Consider the following 20432-nt stretch of genomic DNA (forward strand, 5'->3'; position numbering starts at 1 on the left):
CCAGGATGGGGTCGTGCCGATCGACGCCGACGACCTCCAGGCCCTGCTCCCCGAGCTGGACGACGCCCCCGGACCGGAGCTGACCGGCGGGGGCACCGCCGACGGGCTGCGCTACACCGGCCTGGAGCTCACCGGCGACGCCACCGGCGCCCGCTTCCTGGAGTGCGCGCTGGCCGACTGCGACGTTGCCGGCGTGGTCTTCGACCGCGCCCGGCTGGCCAGCTGCCTGCTCACCGACCTGCGGTCCCCGGACTGGTCGCTGGTCGGCGCGACGCTGCTGGACGTCGTGGCGTCCGGCGGCCGGTTCGGTGCGCTGACCGCGCACGGCGCCCAGCTCACCCGGGTCGCGCTGGACGGCGTGAAGGTCGACTTCGTGAACCTCCGCGGAGCCACGGCGGTCGACCTCACGCTGACCGGCTGCACCATCGGGGAGCTGGACCTCAGCGGCGCCGACCTGCGCGACGTCCGGCTGGCCGGGTGCACGATCGGCTCGCTGGTGCTCGCGGGCACCCGCAACCGGGGCGTGGACCTGCGCGGCGCCGAGGTGGAGCAGCTGGACGGCGTCACCGGCCTGCGCGGCTGCACGATCAGCGGGGCGCAGCTCGCCGGCTGGTCGGCCGGCATGGCCGCCGAGCTCGGCATCCGGGTGGGCTGACGGCGCGCGGGCCCGTCGGCCCCCCGGTCAGCGGTAGCCGGGGGAGACGTACCCGGCGCCCACGGTGCCGGCCGGGACGAAGTCGCCGCCGAGCGGCGCGCCCTGGCGGACGACACCGGTCGTCGACGGGGAGCCCGGCCAGCTCGCCACCCCACCGGACACGGTCGCCGGGCAGGTGGCGTTGGTGATGCCGGGCCAGACGCTCTGCCCGAACACCCGCCCGCTGCGCGGGGACACGTACACGTCCTCCAGCGCGATCGGGTGCTGGTCGCAGTTCATCCAGAAGAAGTAGCCGCCCTTGTCGACGGGCGTGACCCCGGAGCTGGCGATGTTGGTGTTGCGGATCGTCCCCGAGCCGATGCCGCCGGTGGCCGGCTTGACGTTGATCCCCTGGTAGTTGGTGCTGGCCGTGAGCCGGTCGATGCGGTACTCCCGCACCCCGCCCCAGGGCTGGAAGACGTCGGCGTGGTTGCCGCTCTCGCTGCCGCGCAGCCCCATCACCCGCACGTTCTGCACCTGTACGACCGCCGACGGCGCGCTCACCGCGATCCCGTCGGACTCGGCGCCCGCGACGTTCCCGTCGATCAGCACGCCCTCGATGTGCACGGTGCCGGTGCAGCCCTTGACGTAGATGGCGCGCTGGTCGGCGCCGTTGACCAGCGAGGACGGCAGCACCCGGATGCTGCCGCCGATGAGGACGGCGTTGCGGCAGTTCTGGATGGTGATCGGGCCGACCGGGGTGCTGGGCAGGGTGACCCGCAGGTCGCCGCCGCGGCCGTCCAGCACGGTGAGCGCGGTCGCCGAGGTGACCGTCTTCTGCGGGAAGGCCTGCCAGCCGGCCGGCGGGGCCCAGGAGAGCGCCGAGCCGGTCACGGCCGCGACCGGCGTCGCGGCCGGGGTGGTCGTCGCCGGTACGGCCGACGGGGCGGGCGCCGTGGTCGCCGGCGCGCTCGGGAGGGAGCTCGCCGGGGCCGCCACGGGCGCGGCGACGGGGGCGGGGGCGGGGGTCGGCGTGCCGGAGCCCATCAGGGCCAGCACGGCGGCCACCATCGCAGCTGCCAGGTTCGTCATCATCAGAGATCTCTCGTCGTGCTCGAGGAGGGAGACCGGGCCTGCAGACGTCTGCGTCGCAGCGGCGGAGCGAGCGAACTGTAACGGTTCGGTATCGCTCCGTGACAGGCTTTCAGCGGGCAGCGCGTCGCGGCCGGGAGCGGTCCCGGCGGCTCACCTGGGCAGCAGCGTGCGCAGCAGCCCGGCAGCCGCCACGGGGTGGTCGTCGGCCAGCAGACCCGCCCCGGCCAGCACGTACTGCGTGTCGACGACGACCTGGGTGCCGGCCAGCACGCCCCCCGCCCCGCCCCGATCGGCGGCCACCCGCTCCACCACGGCGGCCACCGCGGCCGGGTCGGAGTGACGGAAGACACCTCCCGACAGCACCACCAGCCCCACGCCCCGCGCGCTGGCCCCACCCGGGCCGTAGGCCGCCTCCGCCCGCAGGTGCCGGCGCAGCGCCACCACCGCGGCCGCCTCGCCGAGCGACAGCCCGTCCGCGCCGGGAGGTGCCAGCCCCTCGGCCGCGGCCGCCTCGCGCAGCGCCCCGGCGCTGGCCTGCACCCCGAGGTCGCCCTCCACGGTGCGCCGCCGGGCTGGGACGCCGACCGCCGAGCGCTGCAGCGCCGACTGCTCGGCGTCGGCCACCGGGACGCAGTGCACGTCGGTGGTGGCGCCGCCGACGTCGAGCACCAGCACGCCGGGCACCTCGGCGCCGGCGCGCAGCCCGGCCAGCGCCGCGACGCCGTCCAGCACGGCGTCCGGGGTCACCGACCGCACCCACCGCCGCAGCCGCGGGTCGGTCGACAGCCGGTCGCCGCCGATCACGTGGGTGAGGAAGACGTCCCGGATCGCAGCCCGCGCCGACTCCGGCGCCAGCCGGCCGATGTCGGGCAGCACGTTGTCGGCGGGGGTCACCGGCATCCCGGCGTCGGCCAGCAGCGCGACCACCTCGTCCCGGACGGCGACGTTCCCGGCCACCACGACCGGGATCGGCCGCGCCAGCCCGGCCAGCGCGGCCGCGTTGTGCAGCAGCACCCCGGCCTCCCCGCCGTCCGTGCCGCCGACCAGCAGGACGACGTCGGGCGCCACCCCGGCCAGCTCGGCCAGCGCCGCGCCGGAGAGCCGCCCGGCGGCCACGTGCACCACCCGCGCACCGGCCGACAGCGCGGCCCGGTGCCCCGCCTCGGCGCTGATCAGCTCCTCGTAGCCGACCACCGCCAGCCGGAGCCCGCCGCCCGCGCTGGAGCACGCCCGGACCGGGGCGTCCCACCCCGCGGTGGCCGCCAGCACGCCGGAGACCACGTCGTCGGGCGTCGTCGGGGCCTGCCGGGTCGCCACCAGCCGGCCACCGGCCGGCTCGACCAGCGCCGCCTTGGTCCACGTGGAGCCGATGTCGACGCAGCAGAGGAGGTCGGCCATGCGCGGACAGTAGCGACGGCGACCGGAGCGCTACGGAACTGTCCGGTCCGGGAATGCGGGCGGGGGCACCGGGTAGGGCGCGCGTGATGCTGCCGAGCTGCCCGCCCCCGCGCCGGTCAGTTCGCCGTGCCCTCCAGCCCCACCCGGCCGGCCAGCGCCGCGGCCTCCACCCGGGTCGAGACCTTGAGCTGGCGCAGCAGGTTGGCCACCAGCCGCTTCACCGTGCGCTCGGAGACGTGCAGCGTGGTGGCGATGTCGACGGTGCTGGTGCCGGCGGCCACCAGCCGCCACAGCCGCCGGTCGTCGGCGGAGAGCCGGCTGGCGATGCCCCGGTCGGCGGTGGGCGCCGCGTCGTGCAGCAGCTGGCGCAGCAGCTCCTCCGGGATCACCGACCAGCCGTCCAGGACGGCGAGCAGCGGCCGGACCAGCGCCTCGGGCGACGTCGTCTTCGGCAGGAAGCCGCTGGCCCCGGCGCGCAGCGCCTCGAGCGCCGCGTCGGCCTCGGCCAGCCCGGACAGCGCGACGATCCGCACCATCGGGTCGGCGCGGTGGATCGCCGCGATCGCCCGGGTGCCACCGGGCGGGGGCATGTGCAGGTCGACGACGGCGACGTCCGCGTTGTGCCGCCGCACCAGCGCCGCACCGGCCGAGGCGTCCTCGGTGGTGCCCACCACCCGTACCCGCCCACCGCTCTCCGGGGGCAGCAGCAGTTCCAGCCCCCGGCTGAACAAGGGGTGGTCGTCGATGACGACCACGTCCACGGGGGGTCGGTGCCCAGCCTCGGCGTCGAAGCCCTCCATGTCTCTCCCACAGGTCTCGCTGCGCCCGGCGTGGCTGACCGACCGCAACCCGGAGGTGCCCGTGACCCTCGCAGCTGACACGCGGACCGGCTCGTTCCCCCATCTGGTCACCGAGGTGGTGCGCACGCTGCGCACCCGGTTCCGCCCGTCCGCACCGGAGCAGGTGAGCACCGGCGACGCCCTGGTGCGGGCGATGTGCCACGACATGCGCAGCCCGCTGGCCGCGCTGGAGTCGGCCCTGGCCCGGCTGGACGACGACACCGCCGGGTCCGAGCTGCTCGAGCTCGCCCGCGCGCAGACCCGGCACCTGGCCTCGATGCTGCGCACCGCCGACGCAACCGGCGGCGCCCCGGGACGGCGCGGCACCCGGCGGCTGGTCGACGTCGTCCGCGCCTCGGTCGACGCCTCGGGCCTGCCGGCGCACCAGCTGGCGGTACGGCTGGGCGAGGACGCCGCCGACGTCGGTGTGGCCGACGCGCGGGTGCAGCGGGTGCTCACCAACCTGCTGGAGAACGCCCACCGGCATGGGGAGGGCCGGCCGGTCCGGCTGGACGCCGACCGGCGCGACGGGTGGGTGCGGCTCGCGGTGACCCAGGCCGGGGTGCCGGCCGAGGCCGTGGTGAGCCGGCTGAGCCAGGAGACGCCGCCGGTCGACCTGGACGGCCTGGGCCTGTGGTCGGTGCGGCGGCAGACCCGGGAGCTCGGCGGCCGGCTGCTGTGGTCGCAGGGGGCCGACGGCGCGTTCACCCTGGTCGTCGCGCTGCCCGACCGCTGACGGGGGGCCCGCGCAGGTCGGCCCCGAGGGGCCACGGGACGGCACGGGGGTGACAGCGGGCGGGGGCATCAGAGAGGTGTCACCGCGAGGGCGGCGACGACGACGACGCAGAGGGAGAACGCCCGTGTTCACGCACACCCACGCCCTGCAGTTCGAGGCCAAGCCCGACGGCCCGGACCCGGACTTCGCCCGCAAGATGCAGGAGGTGCTCGGCGGCCAGTGGGGCGAGATGACCGTCGCCACCCAGTACCTGCTGCAGGGCTGGAACTGCCGCCTGCCCGGCAAGTACAAGGACCTGCTCCTGGCCATCGGCACCGAGGAGCTGGCCCACGTCGAGATGATCGTGACCTGCATCGACCGGCTGCTGGACCACATGCCGCTCAAGCCCGACGCGGCGGACCGCACCAAGGAGGCCGCGGCCGGCTACGGCCAGCACAACCCGCAGCACCCGATCGTCAACGGCGGCGGCGCGTCCTACATGGACAGCATGGGCAACCCCTGGACCGGCGCGTACGTCACCGCCAGCGGCAACCTGATGGCCGACTTCTCCTACAACGCCACCGCCGAGATGCAGGGCCGCCTGCAGGTCGCCCGGCTCTGGAACATGACCGACGACCACGGCGTCAAGGACCTGCTCCGCTTCCTGCTCACCCGGGACCACTACCACCAGCAGCAGTGGCTGGCCGCCATGGAGCAGCTCAAGGAGGACGGGCTCGAGGGCCTGCCGGTGCCGGAGGCGTTCCCGCTGGAGGAGGAGCTGCCGGAGTTCGCCTACACCTTCATCGACGCCTCCGACGGCCCCGAGGCCGCCAACGGCCGCTGGGCCAGCGGCCCGGCGCTCGACGGCACGGACAACGTGTTCCGCGCCGCCCCGATCCAGGCGATGGCCGACGCGCCGATCCTGCCGCCGGGCGACCCGCGGCTCTACGGCACGCCGCAGACCGAGATCACCGGCCTCCTGCAGAAGGCCAAGGACGCCCTCAAGTGAGGTGCCGCCTCGCGCGTCCGCACGCGTGAGGCACCCCGTCGCCGTCGCCGTGCCGGCGCCCCCGACCCGCTCGCGAGCGGTCCTGGGACGCCGGCCCGGCGGGCGCCCGATCACCTGCTGGAGGTCTCCGCCGTGCACCTGCCCGTGTCCGCCCCGCACCTGCCCGCCCTGCACGTCCCCGCGCTGCACCTGACCGGCCGGCTCCCGGTCGCCACCGTGCTGCTGTCGGCCGTCTACGCCACCGCGATCGTCATCGCCCTGGCCGCCCCGGGTCAGCACGCCCTCGCCGGCTGCGCCGTGCTCGCCGGCCTGGTCAGCCGCTCCGTCGTCCGACGTCGCCGGTCGACCCTGGGGGCCGTCGCGGCGGCGACCGTCGCCGTCGACGCGATGGCCCCGGACGTCGTCCTCGCCGAGGAACCCGCCGCCGCATGACACGCCGCGAGGCGCGCCCCCCACGGGGGACGCGCCTCGCGCCGTTGCCCTTCGGCCCCGTCCAGGGGCTCGCCCCGAGCCTGCGAGGGGTGAGGAGGACGGGGTCCTCCTAGTGCTGGACGGCCTTCTCCGCGCCGATGCCGGTGAGGGACCGGACCTCGAGCTCGGCGTACTTGCCGACGTCCGGGCGCTCCTTGGAGAGCTTGGTGCCCAGCCAGCCGAGGAAGAACGACAGCGGGATGGAGACCAGCCCCGGGTTGTTGAGCGGGAACCAGGAGAAGTCGACGTCCTGGAGGAGCGAGGTGCTCTTCCCGGTCGCCGGGTTCACCGGGGCACCCGACACCACCGGCGAGAAGATGATCAGCGTGACGCAGGCGATGAGCCCGCCGTAGATCGACCACAGCGCGCCCTGGGTGGTGAAGTTCTTCCAGAAGAGCGTGTAGAGGATGGTCGGCAGGTTCGCCGACGCGGCCACCGCGAAGGCCAGCGCCACCAGGAAGGCGATGTTCAGCCCCGCCTGGAGCGCCAGGATGCCCAGCCCGATGGCGACGGCGCCGATCACGATCGCGGCGATCCGGGCGACCTTGACCTCCGAGCCCGGTGCGGCGTTGCCCTTCTTGATCACCGAGGCGTAGATGTCGTGCGCGAAGGACGCCGACGCGGTGATCGTCAGGCCCGCGACGACGGCCAGGATGGTGGCGAACGCGACGCCGGAGATGATCCCCAGCAGGGCCGTGCCGCCCAGCTCGAAGGCGAGCAGCGGAGCCGCCGCGTTGACCGCACCCGGCGCGGCGAGGATCTCCTCGCGCCCGACGAGCGCACCCGCGCCGTAGCCGATGACCAGGCTGAAGATGTAGAAGATGCCGATCAGCCAGATGGCCACGACCACCGAGCGACGGGCGTCCTTGGCCGTCGGCACCGTGTAGAAGCGCATCAGCACGTGCGGCAGGCCGGCGGTGCCGAGCACCAGGGCCAGCCCGAGGCTGATGAAGTCGAGCTTGGTCACGTTGGTCAGGCCGTACTGGGCGCCGGGCTCGGCGACCGCCTGACCGCCGTTGTCGATCGCGCCGCCGATCAGCGAGGACAGGTTGAACCCGTACTTGCCGAGCACCCACACGGTCATCACGAAGGCGCCGGCGATGAGCAGCGTGGCCTTGATGACCTGCACGTAGGTGGTGCCGCGCATGCCGCCGACGAGCACGTAGAAGATCATCAGCGCGCCGACGACGACCACCACGAGGGCCTGCGCGGCCTCGCCGCTGACACCCAGCAGCAGGGTGACCAGGCCACCCGCACCGGCCATCTGCGCGAGCAGGTAGAAGAGGCTGACCACCAGGGTCGAGATGGCGGCCGCGGTGCGCACCGGGCCCTGCCGCATCCGGAACGCCAGGACGTCGGCCATCGTGAACCGGGCGGTGTTGCGCAGCAGCTCGGCGACGAGCAGCAGGGCCACCAGCCAGGCGACCAGGAAGCCGATCGAGTACAGGAAGCCGTCGTAGCCGTAGACGGCGATGGCGCCGGCGATGCCCAGGAACGAGGCGGCCGACAGGTAGTCGCCGGCGATCGCCAGGCCGTTCTGGGTGCCGCTGATGTTGCGGCCGGCGGCGTAGAAGTCGGCCGCGCTCTTGTTGTTGCGGCTGGCCTTGAACGTGATGACCAGGGTGATCAGGACGAAGGCGCCGAAGATCGAGATGTTGACGGCCGGCTCGCCGATGGTGCCGGCGTCGGCGGCGATCAGGTCAGCCACGGGTGGTCTCCTCGCGGTGCGGGTCGGCGAACTCGTGCGCCTCGAGGCGGTTGCGCATCTCGTCGGCGATCGGGTCGGTGGACCTGCCGGCGTGCCGGACGTAGAGCTGGGTGATCAGGAACGTGGACACGAACTGCCCGAGGCCCAGCAGGATCCCGATGTTGACGTTGCCGAAGACCTGCGTGGACATGAAGTCGTGGGCGTACGTCGAGAGCAGGACGTAGAGCAGGTACCAGGCCAGGAACGCCACCGTCATCGGGACGGCGAAGCTGCGGAACCGGCGGCGCAGCTCCGCGAACTCCGGGGACTCCTGCGCTTGGCGGTACTCCTCGGGGGTCAGGAGCTTGCGGTCGGTCGGTGGGGTCACGGGACACCTCTCTGTGCGTGGCCTGAGTGGTGATCGCGGTCACCATAGGGTGCGCCACCGGCATTGGGGAGAGCTCGTGTTCCGATAGTTACGCGGCGACTTTCGAACGACCCCTGACGTCCACGCAGGTGCAACGCCGGGGAAACGGCGAGGTGGTGGCATGGGTGCATGGCCTCGACCAGGACCAGCACCGCCCGGACCGGCCCGCACCGCGTCCCCGCGCAGCCGGGGTCCGAGACCGGCTGGTACCCGGTGGCCCGCTCCGCCGAGGTGGGCACGACGCCGGTCCCCGTCGGCGCCGGCGGGCAGGCCTACGTCGTCGTCCGGCTGCGGCCCGGCGCCGAGGTGACGGCGCTGTCGGCCCGCTGCCCGCACCGGCTGGTGCCGCTGGCGACGGCCACCGTCGTCGACGGCCGGTTGCAGTGCGGCTACCACGGCTGGCAGTTCAACGCCGAAGGTCGCTGCGTGCACATCCCGTCGCTGGGGGCGGACGGCACACCGCCCCCGCGCGCCGACCTCTCGGCACCCTGGGCGGTCGAGGAGCGCGACGGCTGGGTCTGGCTGGCCCCGGAGCGCACGCCCGCCGTCCGGCCCCCGCGGGTGGCCGCACCGGTCCCCGAGCCGGTGCCCGCTCCCGCGCCGCCCGCCGGGCCGGTGTTCGGCAACCTCGACCCGGCACTCGAGCACGCCTGGCACCCGGTGGCGCTCTCCGCCGAGCTGCACGAGGGGGGCTACCTGCAGGCCCGGCTGCTCGGCCGGAACTGGACGGTGCACCGGCGCGCGGGCGTGCTGGCGGCCGACCCGCCGGCCTGGGGCGTCACCGAGCGGCACGGGCTGATCTGGATCGCCCCGGCCGAGCCCCGCGACGAGCTGCTCGAGGTGCCGGAGACGACCGACGCCCGGTTCACCGCCGGGTGGCTGCGGCCGGCCCGCACGACCGCGCCCGCCGGGCTGCTCGCCGACGCCTTCCTCGACGCGGCGCACGTCCCGTTCGTGCACGCCGGCACCGCCGGCGCCGCGGCGGGCGAGGAGGTGCCCGGCCCCGAGGTCACCCCCGAGCCCGGCGGCTTCCGCGGCGTGCAGAAGCAGTTGTCCGACGACCCCGAGGCGGGCACCGGCGGGAACCCGCTGCGCCGGGCCACCTACCGCTACCGCGCACCGTTCCAGCTGCTGCAGCGGGTCGAGGAGCTGGACGGCGGCGCGGTGCGGACCGTCCTGTTCCTGCTCCAGCCCGAGGACGCCGACTCGACGCGGGTCTACACCTGCGTGCTGCTGCGCGGGACCGGCGGCGCGGCGGTCGTGCCGCCGGACGTGGTCGCCGCGGAGGTCGCGCTCCAGCAGGCCGTGCTGGCCGAGGACCTCGCCCAGCAGGCCGCCATGGGCAGCACCGGCCTGCCGCTGCTGCTCCGCGACGAGCTGCACGTCCCGGCCGACCGGCTGGGGGTGGCGCTGCGCCGGGCGCTGGCCGACCTCGCCGCCGACTGCGCCGCCGCCGACCAGGCCACCGCGCTGCAGCAGCGGGCCTCGGCCTGACCCTGGTCCCGGTGCCCGGCGGGCGCGGAGGACGATCGGCACGTGACCGCACCAGGAGCCTTCGAGCGGGGCACCGACGGCCCCCGCGTCATCCTCGTCGGCGTGGACGGCTCACCGACGTCGCTGCGGGCCGCCGCCTACGCGGCCGGGCTGGCCCGCCGGCAGCACTCCCGGCTGGTCGCGGTCTACGTCACCGGGGCGACCACGCCGATGGCCGGCTGGGTGCCGGCTGCCGAGGTCGCGGCCCGGGAGGCCTCGGCCGCGGTGGACGCCGAGCTGCGCCAGCTCACCGAGCGGGCCGACGAGCTGGGCATCGAGGCGGAGTACCGCACGGTGCACGGCGACCCGGTGGCCGAGCTGACCCGGATCGCCGACGCGCTGCCGGCCGACGCCGTCCTGGTGGGGGCGTCAGAACAGGCCGGGCACCGGGTGGTCGGCTCGGTGGCGGTGCGGCTGGTGCGGGTCGGCCGCTGGCCGGTGACCGTCGTCCCGTGACGCCGCCGTGAGCATCGCAGGGAGCGCCAGCGACCGAGGAGCGGAGCGGGGGCGGAACGGGACCAGTGCAGTCGTCCCGTGACGCCGCCGTGAGCATCGCAGGGAGCGCCAGCGACCGAGGAGCGGGGGCGGAACGGGACCAGTGCAGTCGTTCCGTGAGCGCCGCTGGTCGAGTGGGCAGTTGGGGTCGCCGACCCGCACGGACACGCCGCTCGGGGTGACCCGAACTGCTCAGTCGTCGTCGTCGAAGGCGCCGGCGACCAGCCCGCGGTGCACCACCAGCAGCCGCCACAGCACCCCGGCGAGCAGCAGCAGGCACGCCCCGGCGACGGCGAAGACGGTCCGCACGGCCGTGGCGTCGGCCAGCACCCCGCCGACCAGCGCGCCGAGCGGGATCCCGCCCCAGACCAGGGTGCGGTAGCCGCCCTGCACCCGGCCGAACAGCTCCTCGGGGATGAGCGCCTGGCGCAGCGACATGGTCAGCACGTTCCAGAACAGCACCCCGGCCGTCTCCAGCCCGAACAGCACCCCGGCGACCAGCGCGTTCCCGGTGAACGCGATCGAGCCGAGGGCGAGCGCGCTGAGCACGGCGCCGGCGACCAGCGTCGCGGTGCGCCCGATCCGGCGGGCGAGCGGCGCGGCGAGGAGCCCGCCGACGACCGCACCGACACCGGCCGCGGTGAGCAGCAGCCCGTACCCCGCCTCACCGATCCCGAGGTCCTCCAGGGCGAACAGCACCAGGACGCCGGTGGTCATCGACTGCACCAGCGACGTGCTGGCCGACACCAGGGTCAGGCCGCGCAGGAAGCGGTGCCGCCACAGCCAGCCGACGCCCTCCGCGACGTCCCGGCGGATGGTGGTGCGCGGCCCGGGGGCGCGGGCGGGCCGGTGCACCCCGGCGATCCCGAGCACCAGCAGGGCGGCCAGCAGGAACCCACCGGCGGTGGTCAGCAGCGGCGCCGCGGCGGCCAGCGCGAACAGCACCGAGCCCAGCGGCGCGCCGAGGAACCCCTGGCTCGCCTCCTCGGCCGTGGTCAGCAGCCCGTTGCCCCGGTCGAGCTGGTCGCGGCGCACCACCTGCGGCAGCACCGCCCGGGCGGCGCTGTCGTAGACGGTCTCGGCCACCCCGACCGAGAAGGCGACGGCGTAGAGGACGACGAGCGACGCCGTCCCGGTCAGCGCGGTGACCGCCAGCCCGCCGAGCGCGACGGCCCGGACGGCGTTGGCGCCGGCCATCGCCCGCTTCCGGTCGACCCGGTCGACGACGGCCCCGGCGGGCAGCGCGAACAGCAGCCAGGGCAGGAAGGCCAGCGAGGTCAGCGCCGCGATCAGCACCGGGTCGCGGGTGAGCGTGGTGGCCAGCAGCGGGAGCGCCACCCGGTTGACGCCGTCGGCCAGGTTCGACGCCGAGCTGGCCGCGTAGAGCTGCCAGAAGGCCGGGCCGAGGGGTGCGCTCACCGCAGCGGCTTGGCCAGGTGCACGAAGGTCAGCTCGTCGTCCACCCGCTGGCGGCGCTGCTCGACGTACCCGGCCCGGGCGTAGAGCCGCAGGTTGCCCGCGCTGCGGTGGCCGGTGAACAGCGCCGCGGTGTCCACGCCGGGCCCGGCGGCCCGCTCGACGGCTGCCAGCAGGGCGGCGCCGATGCCCTGCCCCTGCTGGTCAGGCGCGACGACCAGCCGGCCGACGTGCAGCACGCCGTCGGCGACCCGGGCGCGCACCGAACCGACCAGGCGCGGGCCGCTGCGCGCGACCAGGGTCGGCCCCCGCTGCACCGCGGCGAGCAGCTCGGGCAGCGTCTCGACCAGGGCCGGCAGCCGGGGGTCGCCGTAGAGCTGGGCCTCGGTGACGAAGGCGGCCCGCTGGAGGGTGAGCAGCTCTCCGCCGTCCTCGCGGGTGAACGGCGCGATCCCCAGGTCCACCGGCGGACCGTACCGGGCACCTCATCCCGCGGGCGGACACGCGGTTCACCCCTCAGGACGACGACGCGCGGCCGACCGGCTCCTAGGGTCGGCAGCATGGACCAGCCGCTGCTCGAACGCGCGGCGACGTGGCTCCGGCAGCACCCCTTCGGCGTCGACGTGAGCGCCGCCGCGCTGGCCGCGCTGGTGCTGGTGATCGCGCCGGCGGGCAGCTACAGCGCCAACGGCGGCCTGGACTTCGTGCTGGGCATGGCGCTGGTCGTGCCGCTGGCCTGGCGGCGGCGCCGCCCGGTGCGCGCCGCCGCCGTCGTCGTCGGCGTCTCGCTGTTCGAGCTGGTCGTCGGCACGGAGTTCCTGCCGGCCAACGTCTCCGCCCCGGTGATGGTCTACGCGCTGGCCGCCTACGCGCCCCGCTGGGCCAGCCGGGCGGGGCTCGGCGTCGGGCTGCTCGGCGCCGTCCTGGCCTCCGGCGCCTACTTCAGCAGCAGCGACGGGATCACGTTCGTCACCTCCGCGGTGGCCATCGGCGTGCTGGTGATCGCCTCCTGGGCGCTGGGCGACCTGCGCCGGGCGCGGCTGCAGCAGGTCGCCTCGCTGCAGGAGCGGGCCCGCCTGCTGGAGCTGGAGCGGGAGCAGGAGATGCAGCTGGCGGCGTCGACGGAGCGGGCCCGCATCGCCCGCGAGCTGCACGACGTCGTGGCCCACTCGCTGTCGGTCGTCATCGCCCAGGCCGACGGCGGCCGCTACGCCGGGCAGCACGACCCGGCCGCGGCCACCGGCGCGCTGGAGGCGATCTCGGCGACCGGCCGGCAGGCCCTCACCGACATGCGCAAGCTGCTGGGCGTGCTGCGCGAGGGCGACGGGCAGGAGTTCGCCCCGCAGCCCGACGTCGCCGCGATCGACCAGCTGGTCGCCGACGTGCGCGCCAGCGGCCTGGACGTCGACCTGATCGTCGAGGGCAGCCAGCGGCCGATGCCGGCCGGTGCCCAGCTCGCCGCCTACCGGATCGTGCAGGAGTCGCTCACCAACGTGCTCAAGCACGCCGGTCCGGCCGGGCGGGCCTGGGTGCGGCTGCACTGGCGGGCCGACGGGCTCGAGCTGGCCGTGCTGGACGACGGCCGGGGCGCCTCGGCGGCCATCGCGGAGTCCGACGGCCAGGGGCAGGGGCTGCTGGGCATGCGCGAGCGCGCGGCGCTGCACGGCGGCCGGCTGACCGCCGCGCCCCGCGAGGGTGGCGGGTTCGGCGTCCAGGCCCACCTGCCCTACGGTCCCCAGCGATGAACACCGGCCAGATCCGCGTCGTCCTCGTCGACGACCAGCAGCTCGTCCGCGCCGGTTTCCGGATGGTGATCGACTCCCAGCCCGACCTCACCGTCGTCGGCGAGGCCGGGGACGGCGGGGCGGCGGTCGACCTGCTGCGCCGGACGCCGGCCGACGTCGTGCTGATGGACGTCCGCATGCCCGGCACCGACGGCATCGCCGCGACCGCGCAGGTGACCGCGCTGCCCGATCCGCCGCGGGTCGTCGTCCTCACCACCTTCGACCTCGACGAGTACGTCGTCGCGGCGATCGGGGCCGGGGCCAGCGGCTTCCTGCTCAAGGACGCCCCGCCGGAGGAGATGCTCGACGCGGTGCGCACCGTGCACGCCGGCGACTCGGTGATCGCGGCCAGCTCCACCCGCCGGCTGCTGCAGCACGTCGCACCGATGCTCCGCGGCGCCGGTGGCCCGGCCGGCACGACGCAGGCCGACCCCGGCGCGCTCGCCGAGCTGACGCCGCGGGAGAAGGAGGTGCTGGTGCAGATGGCCTACGGCGCCAGCAACACCGAGATCGCCTCCCAGCTGTTCGTCAGCGAGGCGACGGTGAAGACGCACGTCGGCCGGGTGCTGGCCAAGACCGGCTCCCGGGACCGGGTGCAGGCCGTGGTGCTGGCCTACCGCACCGGCCTGGTCGCCCCGGCCGACCTGCTCCGCGACGCCCCCGCCTGACTCACCCGCCGGGGCAGGTGGTGTCGCCGCCGCTGTGCTCCTGGCACACCCGCGGCCCCGGGGGCTCGGGTGCCTCCGGGGTGACCACCCCGTGCATCCACAGCCCGAGGCACAGGCCGAGCACCGCGCCAGCGCCGAGGACGACCGCCGCGAGCGTCCGACGGCAGGCCAGGGCGAGCAGCAGGCCCAGCCCGGGCGGCACCGCGCCGAGCAGCGTGGCCAGCCGGGCGTGCTGCTGCGCCTCGGCGCGCGCGGGGTCGGGCCCGGGTGGCGCGGACGAGTCCGGCCAGATGTCGAAGAGGTCCGGTGTGGCGAGGTCCGTGGCGGCGCCCGCCCACTGCAGCCACTGCCAGCCGGTCAGCACCAGCCAGACGACCACGACCAGGACCAGCGCGGCGGTGGACCAGCCGGCCGGCCTCCGGGCCGGGCGGTCGGGTGTCCGGACCGCCCGGGGTACGTCCTCGGTCCACTCGAACACGGTCAGCCGCCGGGGCAGGTGGCGTCGCCGCCGCTGTGCTCCTGGCACACCCGCGGCCCGTCGTCGCGCACCGGGGCGTCGGGGGCGTCCGGCGAGACCATCCCGTAGAGCACCAGCCCACCGACCAGCCCGAGGACGGCGGCGAGCGCGTACACCGTCGGGGCGACCGACCGCTGCGACCGCACCGCGAGCCACCAGGCGAGGCCCGGGAGCCCGGCGGCCACCGCAGTGGTCAGCACCGCGTGCCGCTGGGCGGTCGCGTACTCGGCGGGTGCCGGCGGCTCCCCGTACAGGTGCCAGGTGTCCAGCGCCGTGCCCAGCGCCAGCACCGGGGTGCCCAGCAGCCAGCCCGCCGTCAGCAGCACCAGCACCGTCGTCACCCAGAGCGGCTCCTGCGGCTGCCGCGCGTCCCCGACCTGCTCCACCATCGGTCCCCCATCAGCCCGGGGGATGAGACCAGGTCAGCCTGCGGGTGCACCAGGGGCCACGCCGGAAACCCCCTGGGCTCCGACGCGCGGGGAGGCCCCTCGGCGAGAACGTGATCACGTCCCGATCACCGCCTCTGGAGGCCGCAGTGTCCGTCCCCGTCATGACCGTCCCGGGTGAGCCCCCGGCGTCGCTCTCCTCCGCCGCCGTCCGCGCCAGCGAGCTGCGCAAGACCTACGGCTCCGGCGAGACCGCGGTGCACGCCCTGGCCGGGGTCGACGTCGCCTTCGACCGCGGGGCCTTCACCGCGATCATGGGGCCGTCCGGGTCGGGCAAGTCCACGCTGATGCACTGCCTGGCCGGCCTCGACGCCGCCACCTCCGGCTCCGTCTGGCTGGGTGACACCGAGCTCACCAGCCTGCGCGACGACCAGCTCACCAAGCTGCGGCGCGAGCGGATCGGCTTCGTCTTCCAGTCGTTCAACCTGCTGCCGGTGCTCGACGCGCAGGACAACATGCTGCTGCCGATGCAGCTGGCCGGGCAGCGGCCGGACCGCGCGTGGATGGACTCCGTCATCGGCCGGCTGGGCCTGCGCGACCGGCTCAAGCACCGCCCGCACGAGCTCTCCGGCGGCCAGCAGCAGCGGGTGGCCGTCGCCCGCGCCCTGCTCCCCCGCCCGGACGTCGTCTTCGCCGACGAGCCCACCGGCAACCTGGACTCCCACGCCGGCGCCGAGGTGCTGGACCTGCTGCGCTCCAGCGTCCGGGAGACCGGCCAGACCGTCGTCATGGTGACCCACGACCCGGTCGCCGCCGCCTACGCCGACCGCGTGGTGCTGCTGGCCGACGGCCGGCTCGCCGGCGAGGTCCACCAGCCCACGACCGACTCGATCATCAACGCACTGCGCGGACTGGGGGCCTGACCACCATGCGCGCAGTGACCCTCGCGAGCATCCGGGCGCACCTGCCCCGGCTGATCGCCTCCACGCTGGCGATCGTCATCGCCGTCGGCTTCGTGGTCGCCACCCTGGTGCTCAACGAGACGACGAAGGCCACGGTCCTCGAGGCCGCCGGCGCGCAGTACGTCGACACCGACGTCGTCGTCACCTCCGACAGCGGCAGCGGGCTGCTCGACCGGGTCGACGCGCTCACCGCCCTGGACGGCGTCCAGGCGGTCGACCCGAGCTGGCAGACCTCCGTGCAGGCCGTCGTCCCCGACCGCAGCGGCGCCCAGTACCTGCAGGTCGACTCGGTGGCCGGCGAGCCGCAGCTGCGCTGGCAGCAGCTGAGCGCCGGCTCGCTGCCGGTGCGGCCCGGCGAGATCGCGGTCAGCGAGCGCGTCGGCGCCGACGTCGGCGACCAGCTGTCGGTCACCACCTACGACGACGACGGCAACGCCTCGACCACCGAGGCCACCGTCACCGGCGTGGTCGACCTGCGCGGCGACCCGACCGCCGGCGTCTTCGGCCGCGGCTTCGTCACCGCCGACCAGGCGCAGGCCTGGGGCGCCCAGGAGCCGGTCGAGCTGCGGATCGCCGGCACGACCGGCACCGACCCGGGCACGCTGGCCGGCGAGGTGACCAGCGCGCTGTCGGGCACGGGCGCCACCGTCCGCACCGGCACCGAGCAGGCCACCGAGTCCGTCGCCTCCTTGACCGGGGACGCCGCCTGGCTCACCACGGGCCTGCTGGTGTTCGCCACCATCGCCGTGCTGGTCGCCGGCCTGGTCATCGCCAACACCTTCGCCGTGCTGCTGGCCCAGCGGACCCGCGACCTGGCGCTGCTGCGCTGCGTCGGCGCCACCGCCCGGCAGGTGCGCCGCAGCGTGCTCGGCGAGGCCGTGCTCACCGGGCTGGCCGCCTCGGTCATCGGCGTCCTCGCCGGGATCGGGCTGTCCGCCGCCGTCTCGGCGCTGGTCGCCACCACCGACTCGCCGATCCCGCTGTCCGGGGTGTCGGTGCCGGTCTACGTCGTGCTGGTCGGGCTCGCCGTCGGCACCCTGACCACCCTGGTCGCCGCGCTGGCTCCGGCACGCGCCGCCACCCGGGTCGCCCCCCTCGCCGCGCTGCGGCCGACCGACCCCGCGCCGCTCCGCTCCCGCGGCGGCGTGGCCCGGCTGGTCGTCGGGCTGCTGCTCGCGGTGCCCGGCATCGCGCTGATGGCCCTCGGCGTGGCGAGCTCGCAGATCCTGGTCTCGCTGGCCGGCGGGGTGCTCAGCGCCCTCGGCGGGCTGCTGCTCGCCCAGCGGGCGCTGCCGCCGGTCGTCGCGGCCGCCGGCCGGCTGGTGAGCCGCGTCGGAGGGCTGCCGGCTCGGCTGGCCAGCGGCAACGCCACCCGCAACCCGCGCCGGACGGCGGCGACCGCGACCGCGCTGCTCATCGGCGTCACGCTGACCAGCGCGATGGTGGTCGGCGCGGCCTCCACCCGGGCCACCGCCCAGGCCGGGCTGGCCGCTGCCTACCCCACCGACGTGGTGGTCAACGGCAACGGGACCGAGCTCCCGGCGTCGTTGCTGGGCCAGCTCGAGTCGGCCGACGGCGTGGTCGCCACCACCACCCTGGCCGGGGGCACGATCACCGGCCCGGACGGCTGGGAGACCTGGGTCCTCGGGGTGCAGCCCGCGGCGGCGCTGCCGGTGCTGCGCTCCACCTCGGACACGACGCTGCCCGAGCTCGGTCAGGTCGCCCTGTCCACCTGGCAGCGCGAGAGCTGGAGCACGTCGGTGGGCGGCAGCGTGACGCTGACCGCCGGCGACCGGTCGCGCACGCTGACGGTGGTGCGCGGCGACTCCGACAGCGCGCTGCTCAACGAGGCGGACCTGCGCGCCCTGGTGCCGGACGCGGCCGAGGACACCGTCTGGATGCGGCTGGCCGACGACTCCGACCAGGCCGCGGTGATCGACGAGGTGACCGACCTGTCCGGGGCCGCCGTCCCGACGGCCTTCGTGACCGGGCTGGCCAGCGAGCGGGCTGCCATCGACCAGGTGGTCGACGTGCTGCTGCTGGTCGTCACCGGGCTGCTGGGCGTCGCCGTGCTCATCGCGCTGATCGGGGTGGGCAACACGCTGGCCCTCTCGGTGGTCGAGCGGCGCCAGGAGAGCGGCCTGCTGCGCGCCCTGGGCCTCACCCGCGGCCAGCTCCGCGGGCTGCTGGCCTGGGAGGCGGTGCTGGTCGCCGGGGTCGCCGCGGTGCTCGGCGTGCTGGTCGGCAGCGCCTACGGGCTCGTCGGCGTCTCGTCGGCGCTCGGCGGTGAGGTCGACGAGGTGGTGATCAGCCTGCCGTGGCTGCAGATCGGCGCGATCGTCGTGGTCGCCACCGCGGCCGGGCTGCTGGCCTCGGTCCTGCCGGCCCGCCGGGCGGCGCGGACACCACCGGTCGCGGCGATCGCCGCCGCCTGACGGGGGCAGCGCGGCGGTACCGGTTCGGCGGAGGGGGTCAGCTCCCTCCGCCGGCCCGCCGCCAGCTGCCCGGCGTGCTGCCGTGCAGCCGGCGGAAGGCCGCGGTGAAGCCGTTGACCGAGCCGTAGCCGACCTGCCGGGCGACCGCCGCCACCGGGAGCCCGCGCTCGAGCAGCGGCAGGGCCGCCTGCAGCCGGGCGCGGCTGCGCCACTCGGAGAAGGGCAGCCCGGTCCCGGCGACGAAGGCGCGGCGGAGCGTGCTCTCCCCCACCCGCAGCCGCTGCGCCCAGCCGGCCAGCGGGGTCTCGTCGGCCGGCTGCTCCACCAGCTGCGCGGCCACCCAGGCGGCCCGGCTGTCGGTGGGCACCGGCAGGCCGTCGTCGGGCAGCCGCGCGGCGGCCAGCTCGTGGAAGACGACGTCGCGAGCCTGCGCCGCCACCGGGCTGCTTCCTCCGGGGCCGCCGAGGCTGCGCAGCAGCGCCGCCAGCAGCGGCGACACGGTGACCAGCGCGGGCTCGGTCCAGCCCAGCGGGCAGGCGGCCGGCCACACGTAGAGGCAGTGCAGCGCCGCCGGCACCCGCAGGACGACGTCGTGCGGCACGCCCCCGGGCACGAACAGCGCCCGGGACGCCGGCAGCACCCAGGACCGCCGGCCGGCCGTCACCCGCGCCGAGCCGGCCGCGGTCCACACCAGCTGGTGCTGCTCGTGCACGTGCGCACCCCAGCCGCCGGGCTCGTCCGGGCCGAAGGTGCAGGTCCACGCCTCGTGCTCGGCGGACCCGGCGTGGTCGACCAGGGGCACCTGCCGGCCGGCGTCCAGGAGCGTCACCGCGACCGTCCTCCCTGGACGCTGACCGTCCGACCCGGAACGCTCCGCTGGTGTCCGCAGCGAGCAAGGGCAGCCTAACCTCACCGGGTTCCGTCGTCGCTGCCCTGGAGTCGTCCCGTGCCGTCCCCGTCCGCCCGCCTGCTCGGCCTCGTCGTCGCCGTCGCCCTCCTCACCGCCTGCTCCTCGGAGGGCGACGACGCCGACGCGGCGGTCGCCGGCGGGGACGGCGTCTTCCCGGTCACCGTCGAGCACGCCTTCGGCACGACGACGGTGGAGTCCGAGCCCACCCGCATCGTGACCGCCGGGGTCACCGAGCAGGACGCCGTCCTGGCCCTCGGCGTCGTCCCGGTGGGCATCACCGACTGGTACGGCGAGCAGCCCCACGCCGTCTGGCCCTGGGCGCAGGACGAGCTGGGCGACGCCGAGCCGACCGTGCTGAGCAGCGCCGACGGGCTGCAGTTCGAGGCGATCGCGGCGGTGGAGCCCGACCTCATCGTCGCCACGAACGCCGGGCTCACCGAGGACGACTACGCGAAGCTGTCGGAGATCGCCCCCACCGTCGCCCACTCCGACGACGACTACTTCGAGCCGTGGGACACCCAGGCGCTGGCCATCGGCACCGCGATGGGCAAGGAGGCCGAGGTCCGCGAGCTGATCGCCGACGTGCAGGGGCAGTTCGCCGACGCAGCGGCCGCGCACCCGGAGTTCGCCGGCACGCCTGCTGCGTTCCTGCAGAACGCGGTCTACGACGGTGACCTGATCGCCTACCAGGAGGGGCTGTCCACGGCCTTCCTCACCGACCTCGGGTTCACCGTGCCGGCCTCGCTGGACGCGTTCGCCACCGAGGGCCAGGCCTTCGTCCCGCTCGAGCAGGCCTCGGTGCTCGACGACGCCGACGTGCTCATCTGGGGCACCGAGGCCGACGGCGACCGGGCCGCGCTGGAGGAGCTCGGCGTCTACCGGGCGCTGGAGGCGGTGCAGGGCGGCCACCTCGTCTTCACCGGCCCGGTGCTGGCCGGGGCCATCTACTTCACCAGCCTGCTGAGCCTGCCGTACGTGCTCGACGAGCTCGTGCCGCTGCTGGAGGCAGCGGTGGCCGGTGCCCCCTCGACCGTCCCGGCGGACTGACCCG

The 20432-nt window shown here is 75.6% G+C and carries 21 protein-coding genes; 11 read left to right on the forward strand and 10 right to left on the reverse strand.

The genetic code is table 11. From position 1 onward, the window contains the following. The first annotated feature begins 13 nt into the window (after window positions 1–13). Window positions 14–655: a pentapeptide repeat-containing protein gene (locus FHX36_RS14355; protein ID WP_110554310.1), complete on the forward strand. Its 642-nt coding sequence runs from the start codon at window positions 14–16 to the stop codon at window positions 653–655. A 27-nt stretch (window positions 656–682) separates the two neighbouring features. Here FHX36_RS14355 and FHX36_RS14360 read toward each other — a convergent pair whose 3' ends face one another. The 3 genes from FHX36_RS14360 to FHX36_RS14370 all read right to left on the reverse strand — a co-directional run bounded on the left by FHX36_RS14360 (window position 683) and on the right by FHX36_RS14370 (window position 3888). Continuing rightward, entirely contained in the window at window positions 683–1729 is a 1047-nt protein-coding gene (locus tag FHX36_RS14360; protein WP_183513845.1) for a hypothetical protein, read from the reverse strand. A gap of 150 nt (window positions 1730–1879) precedes the next feature. Beyond that, window positions 1880–3127, reverse strand: coding sequence for a glutamate mutase L (locus tag FHX36_RS14365; RefSeq protein WP_110552059.1), 1248 nt, complete (start codon window positions 3125–3127; stop codon window positions 1880–1882). Window positions 3128–3243: 116 nt separating this feature from the next. After that, window positions 3244–3888 (reverse strand): response regulator, encoded by a 645-nt coding sequence (locus FHX36_RS14370; RefSeq protein WP_258372702.1) that lies wholly within the window; start codon window positions 3886–3888, stop codon window positions 3244–3246. Between the two features lie 37 nt (window positions 3889–3925). Between FHX36_RS14370 and FHX36_RS14375 the strand changes: the two genes are divergently transcribed. The 3 genes from FHX36_RS14375 (at window position 3926) to FHX36_RS14385 (ending at window position 6122) form a co-directional block, all read left to right on the forward strand. Next, the gene (locus FHX36_RS14375; RefSeq protein WP_246405486.1) at window positions 3926–4702 is read left to right on the forward strand and encodes a sensor histidine kinase; all 777 of its coding nucleotides are present in this window, start codon (window positions 3926–3928) and stop codon (window positions 4700–4702) included. A gap of 124 nt (window positions 4703–4826) precedes the next feature. After that, on the forward strand, window positions 4827–5690 hold the full coding sequence (locus tag FHX36_RS14380; RefSeq protein ID WP_110552061.1) for a manganese catalase: 864 nt from the start codon (window positions 4827–4829) through the stop codon (window positions 5688–5690). A 132-nt stretch (window positions 5691–5822) separates the two neighbouring features. Next, complete coding sequence (locus FHX36_RS14385; protein ID WP_258372704.1) at window positions 5823–6122, forward strand: hypothetical protein; 300 nt, start codon at window positions 5823–5825, stop codon at window positions 6120–6122. Between the two features lie 109 nt (window positions 6123–6231). Here the strand turns inward: FHX36_RS14385 and FHX36_RS14390 are convergent, their stop codons facing one another. Next, complete coding sequence (locus FHX36_RS14390) at window positions 6232–7869, reverse strand: solute symporter family protein (RefSeq protein WP_181428752.1); 1638 nt, start codon at window positions 7867–7869, stop codon at window positions 6232–6234. Continuing rightward, window positions 7862–8236 (reverse strand): DUF485 domain-containing protein, encoded by a 375-nt coding sequence (locus FHX36_RS14395; RefSeq protein ID WP_110552062.1) that lies wholly within the window; start codon window positions 8234–8236, stop codon window positions 7862–7864. Before FHX36_RS14395 ends, FHX36_RS14390 begins: the two co-directional genes overlap by 8 nt. A 168-nt stretch (window positions 8237–8404) precedes the next feature. Here FHX36_RS14395 and FHX36_RS14400 point away from each other — a divergent pair, with 168 nt between their 5' ends. After that, window positions 8405–9769, forward strand: a complete 1365-nt coding sequence (locus FHX36_RS14400; RefSeq protein ID WP_110552063.1) for a Rieske 2Fe-2S domain-containing protein — start codon at window positions 8405–8407, stop codon at window positions 9767–9769. 42 nt (window positions 9770–9811) lie between these two features. Beyond that, a complete protein-coding gene (locus tag FHX36_RS14405) occupies window positions 9812–10264 on the forward strand; it encodes a universal stress protein (RefSeq protein ID WP_110552064.1) in 453 nt (150 codons plus the stop codon). Between the two features lie 231 nt (window positions 10265–10495). Here FHX36_RS14405 and FHX36_RS14410 read toward each other — a convergent pair whose 3' ends face one another. Together FHX36_RS14410 and FHX36_RS14415 are read right to left on the reverse strand one after the other, a co-directional pair. Next, window positions 10496–11722, reverse strand: a complete 1227-nt coding sequence (locus tag FHX36_RS14410) for an MFS transporter (protein ID WP_110552065.1) — start codon at window positions 11720–11722, stop codon at window positions 10496–10498. Next, a complete protein-coding gene (locus FHX36_RS14415; RefSeq protein WP_110552066.1) occupies window positions 11719–12183 on the reverse strand; it encodes a GNAT family N-acetyltransferase in 465 nt (154 codons plus the stop codon). The genes FHX36_RS14410 and FHX36_RS14415 overlap by 4 nt, the downstream gene beginning before the upstream one ends. Before the next feature lie 96 nt (window positions 12184–12279). Between FHX36_RS14415 and FHX36_RS14420 the strand changes: the two genes are divergently transcribed. Beyond that, window positions 12280–13464, forward strand: coding sequence for a sensor histidine kinase (locus tag FHX36_RS14420; RefSeq protein ID WP_110552067.1), 1185 nt, complete (start codon window positions 12280–12282; stop codon window positions 13462–13464). After that, a complete protein-coding gene (locus tag FHX36_RS14425; protein WP_110552068.1) occupies window positions 13461–14171 on the forward strand; it encodes a response regulator in 711 nt (236 codons plus the stop codon). The genes FHX36_RS14420 and FHX36_RS14425 overlap by 4 nt, the downstream gene beginning before the upstream one ends. 1 nt (window position 14172) lies before the next feature. On the opposite strand, the gene FHX36_RS14430 is transcribed toward FHX36_RS14425, so the two are convergent. Beyond that, complete coding sequence (locus FHX36_RS14430; RefSeq protein WP_110552069.1) at window positions 14173–14649, reverse strand: hypothetical protein; 477 nt, start codon at window positions 14647–14649, stop codon at window positions 14173–14175. A gap of 2 nt (window positions 14650–14651) precedes the next feature. After that, on the reverse strand, window positions 14652–15077 hold the full coding sequence (locus FHX36_RS14435) for a hypothetical protein (protein ID WP_110552070.1): 426 nt from the start codon (window positions 15075–15077) through the stop codon (window positions 14652–14654). A gap of 146 nt (window positions 15078–15223) precedes the next feature. On the opposite strand from FHX36_RS14435, the gene FHX36_RS14440 reads away from it, so the two are divergent. Then, window positions 15224–15997 (forward strand): ABC transporter ATP-binding protein, encoded by a 774-nt coding sequence (locus FHX36_RS14440; RefSeq protein WP_220035926.1) that lies wholly within the window; start codon window positions 15224–15226, stop codon window positions 15995–15997. A 14-nt stretch (window positions 15998–16011) separates the two neighbouring features. Then, window positions 16012–18471 (forward strand): FtsX-like permease family protein, encoded by a 2460-nt coding sequence (locus tag FHX36_RS14445; protein ID WP_183513846.1) that lies wholly within the window; start codon window positions 16012–16014, stop codon window positions 18469–18471. A 37-nt stretch (window positions 18472–18508) separates the two neighbouring features. Here the strand turns inward: FHX36_RS14445 and FHX36_RS14450 are convergent, their stop codons facing one another. Then, a complete protein-coding gene (locus FHX36_RS14450; protein ID WP_183513848.1) occupies window positions 18509–19300 on the reverse strand; it encodes a helix-turn-helix domain-containing protein in 792 nt (263 codons plus the stop codon). Window positions 19301–19417: 117 nt separating this feature from the next. On the opposite strand from FHX36_RS14450, the gene FHX36_RS14455 reads away from it, so the two are divergent. After that, on the forward strand, window positions 19418–20428 hold the full coding sequence (locus tag FHX36_RS14455) for an ABC transporter substrate-binding protein (RefSeq protein ID WP_220036056.1): 1011 nt from the start codon (window positions 19418–19420) through the stop codon (window positions 20426–20428). Window positions 20429–20432: the final 4 nt, after the last annotated feature.

This window comes from Modestobacter versicolor (assembly GCF_014195485.1).
Classification (GTDB): Bacteria; Actinomycetota; Actinomycetes; order Mycobacteriales; family Geodermatophilaceae; genus Modestobacter; species Modestobacter versicolor.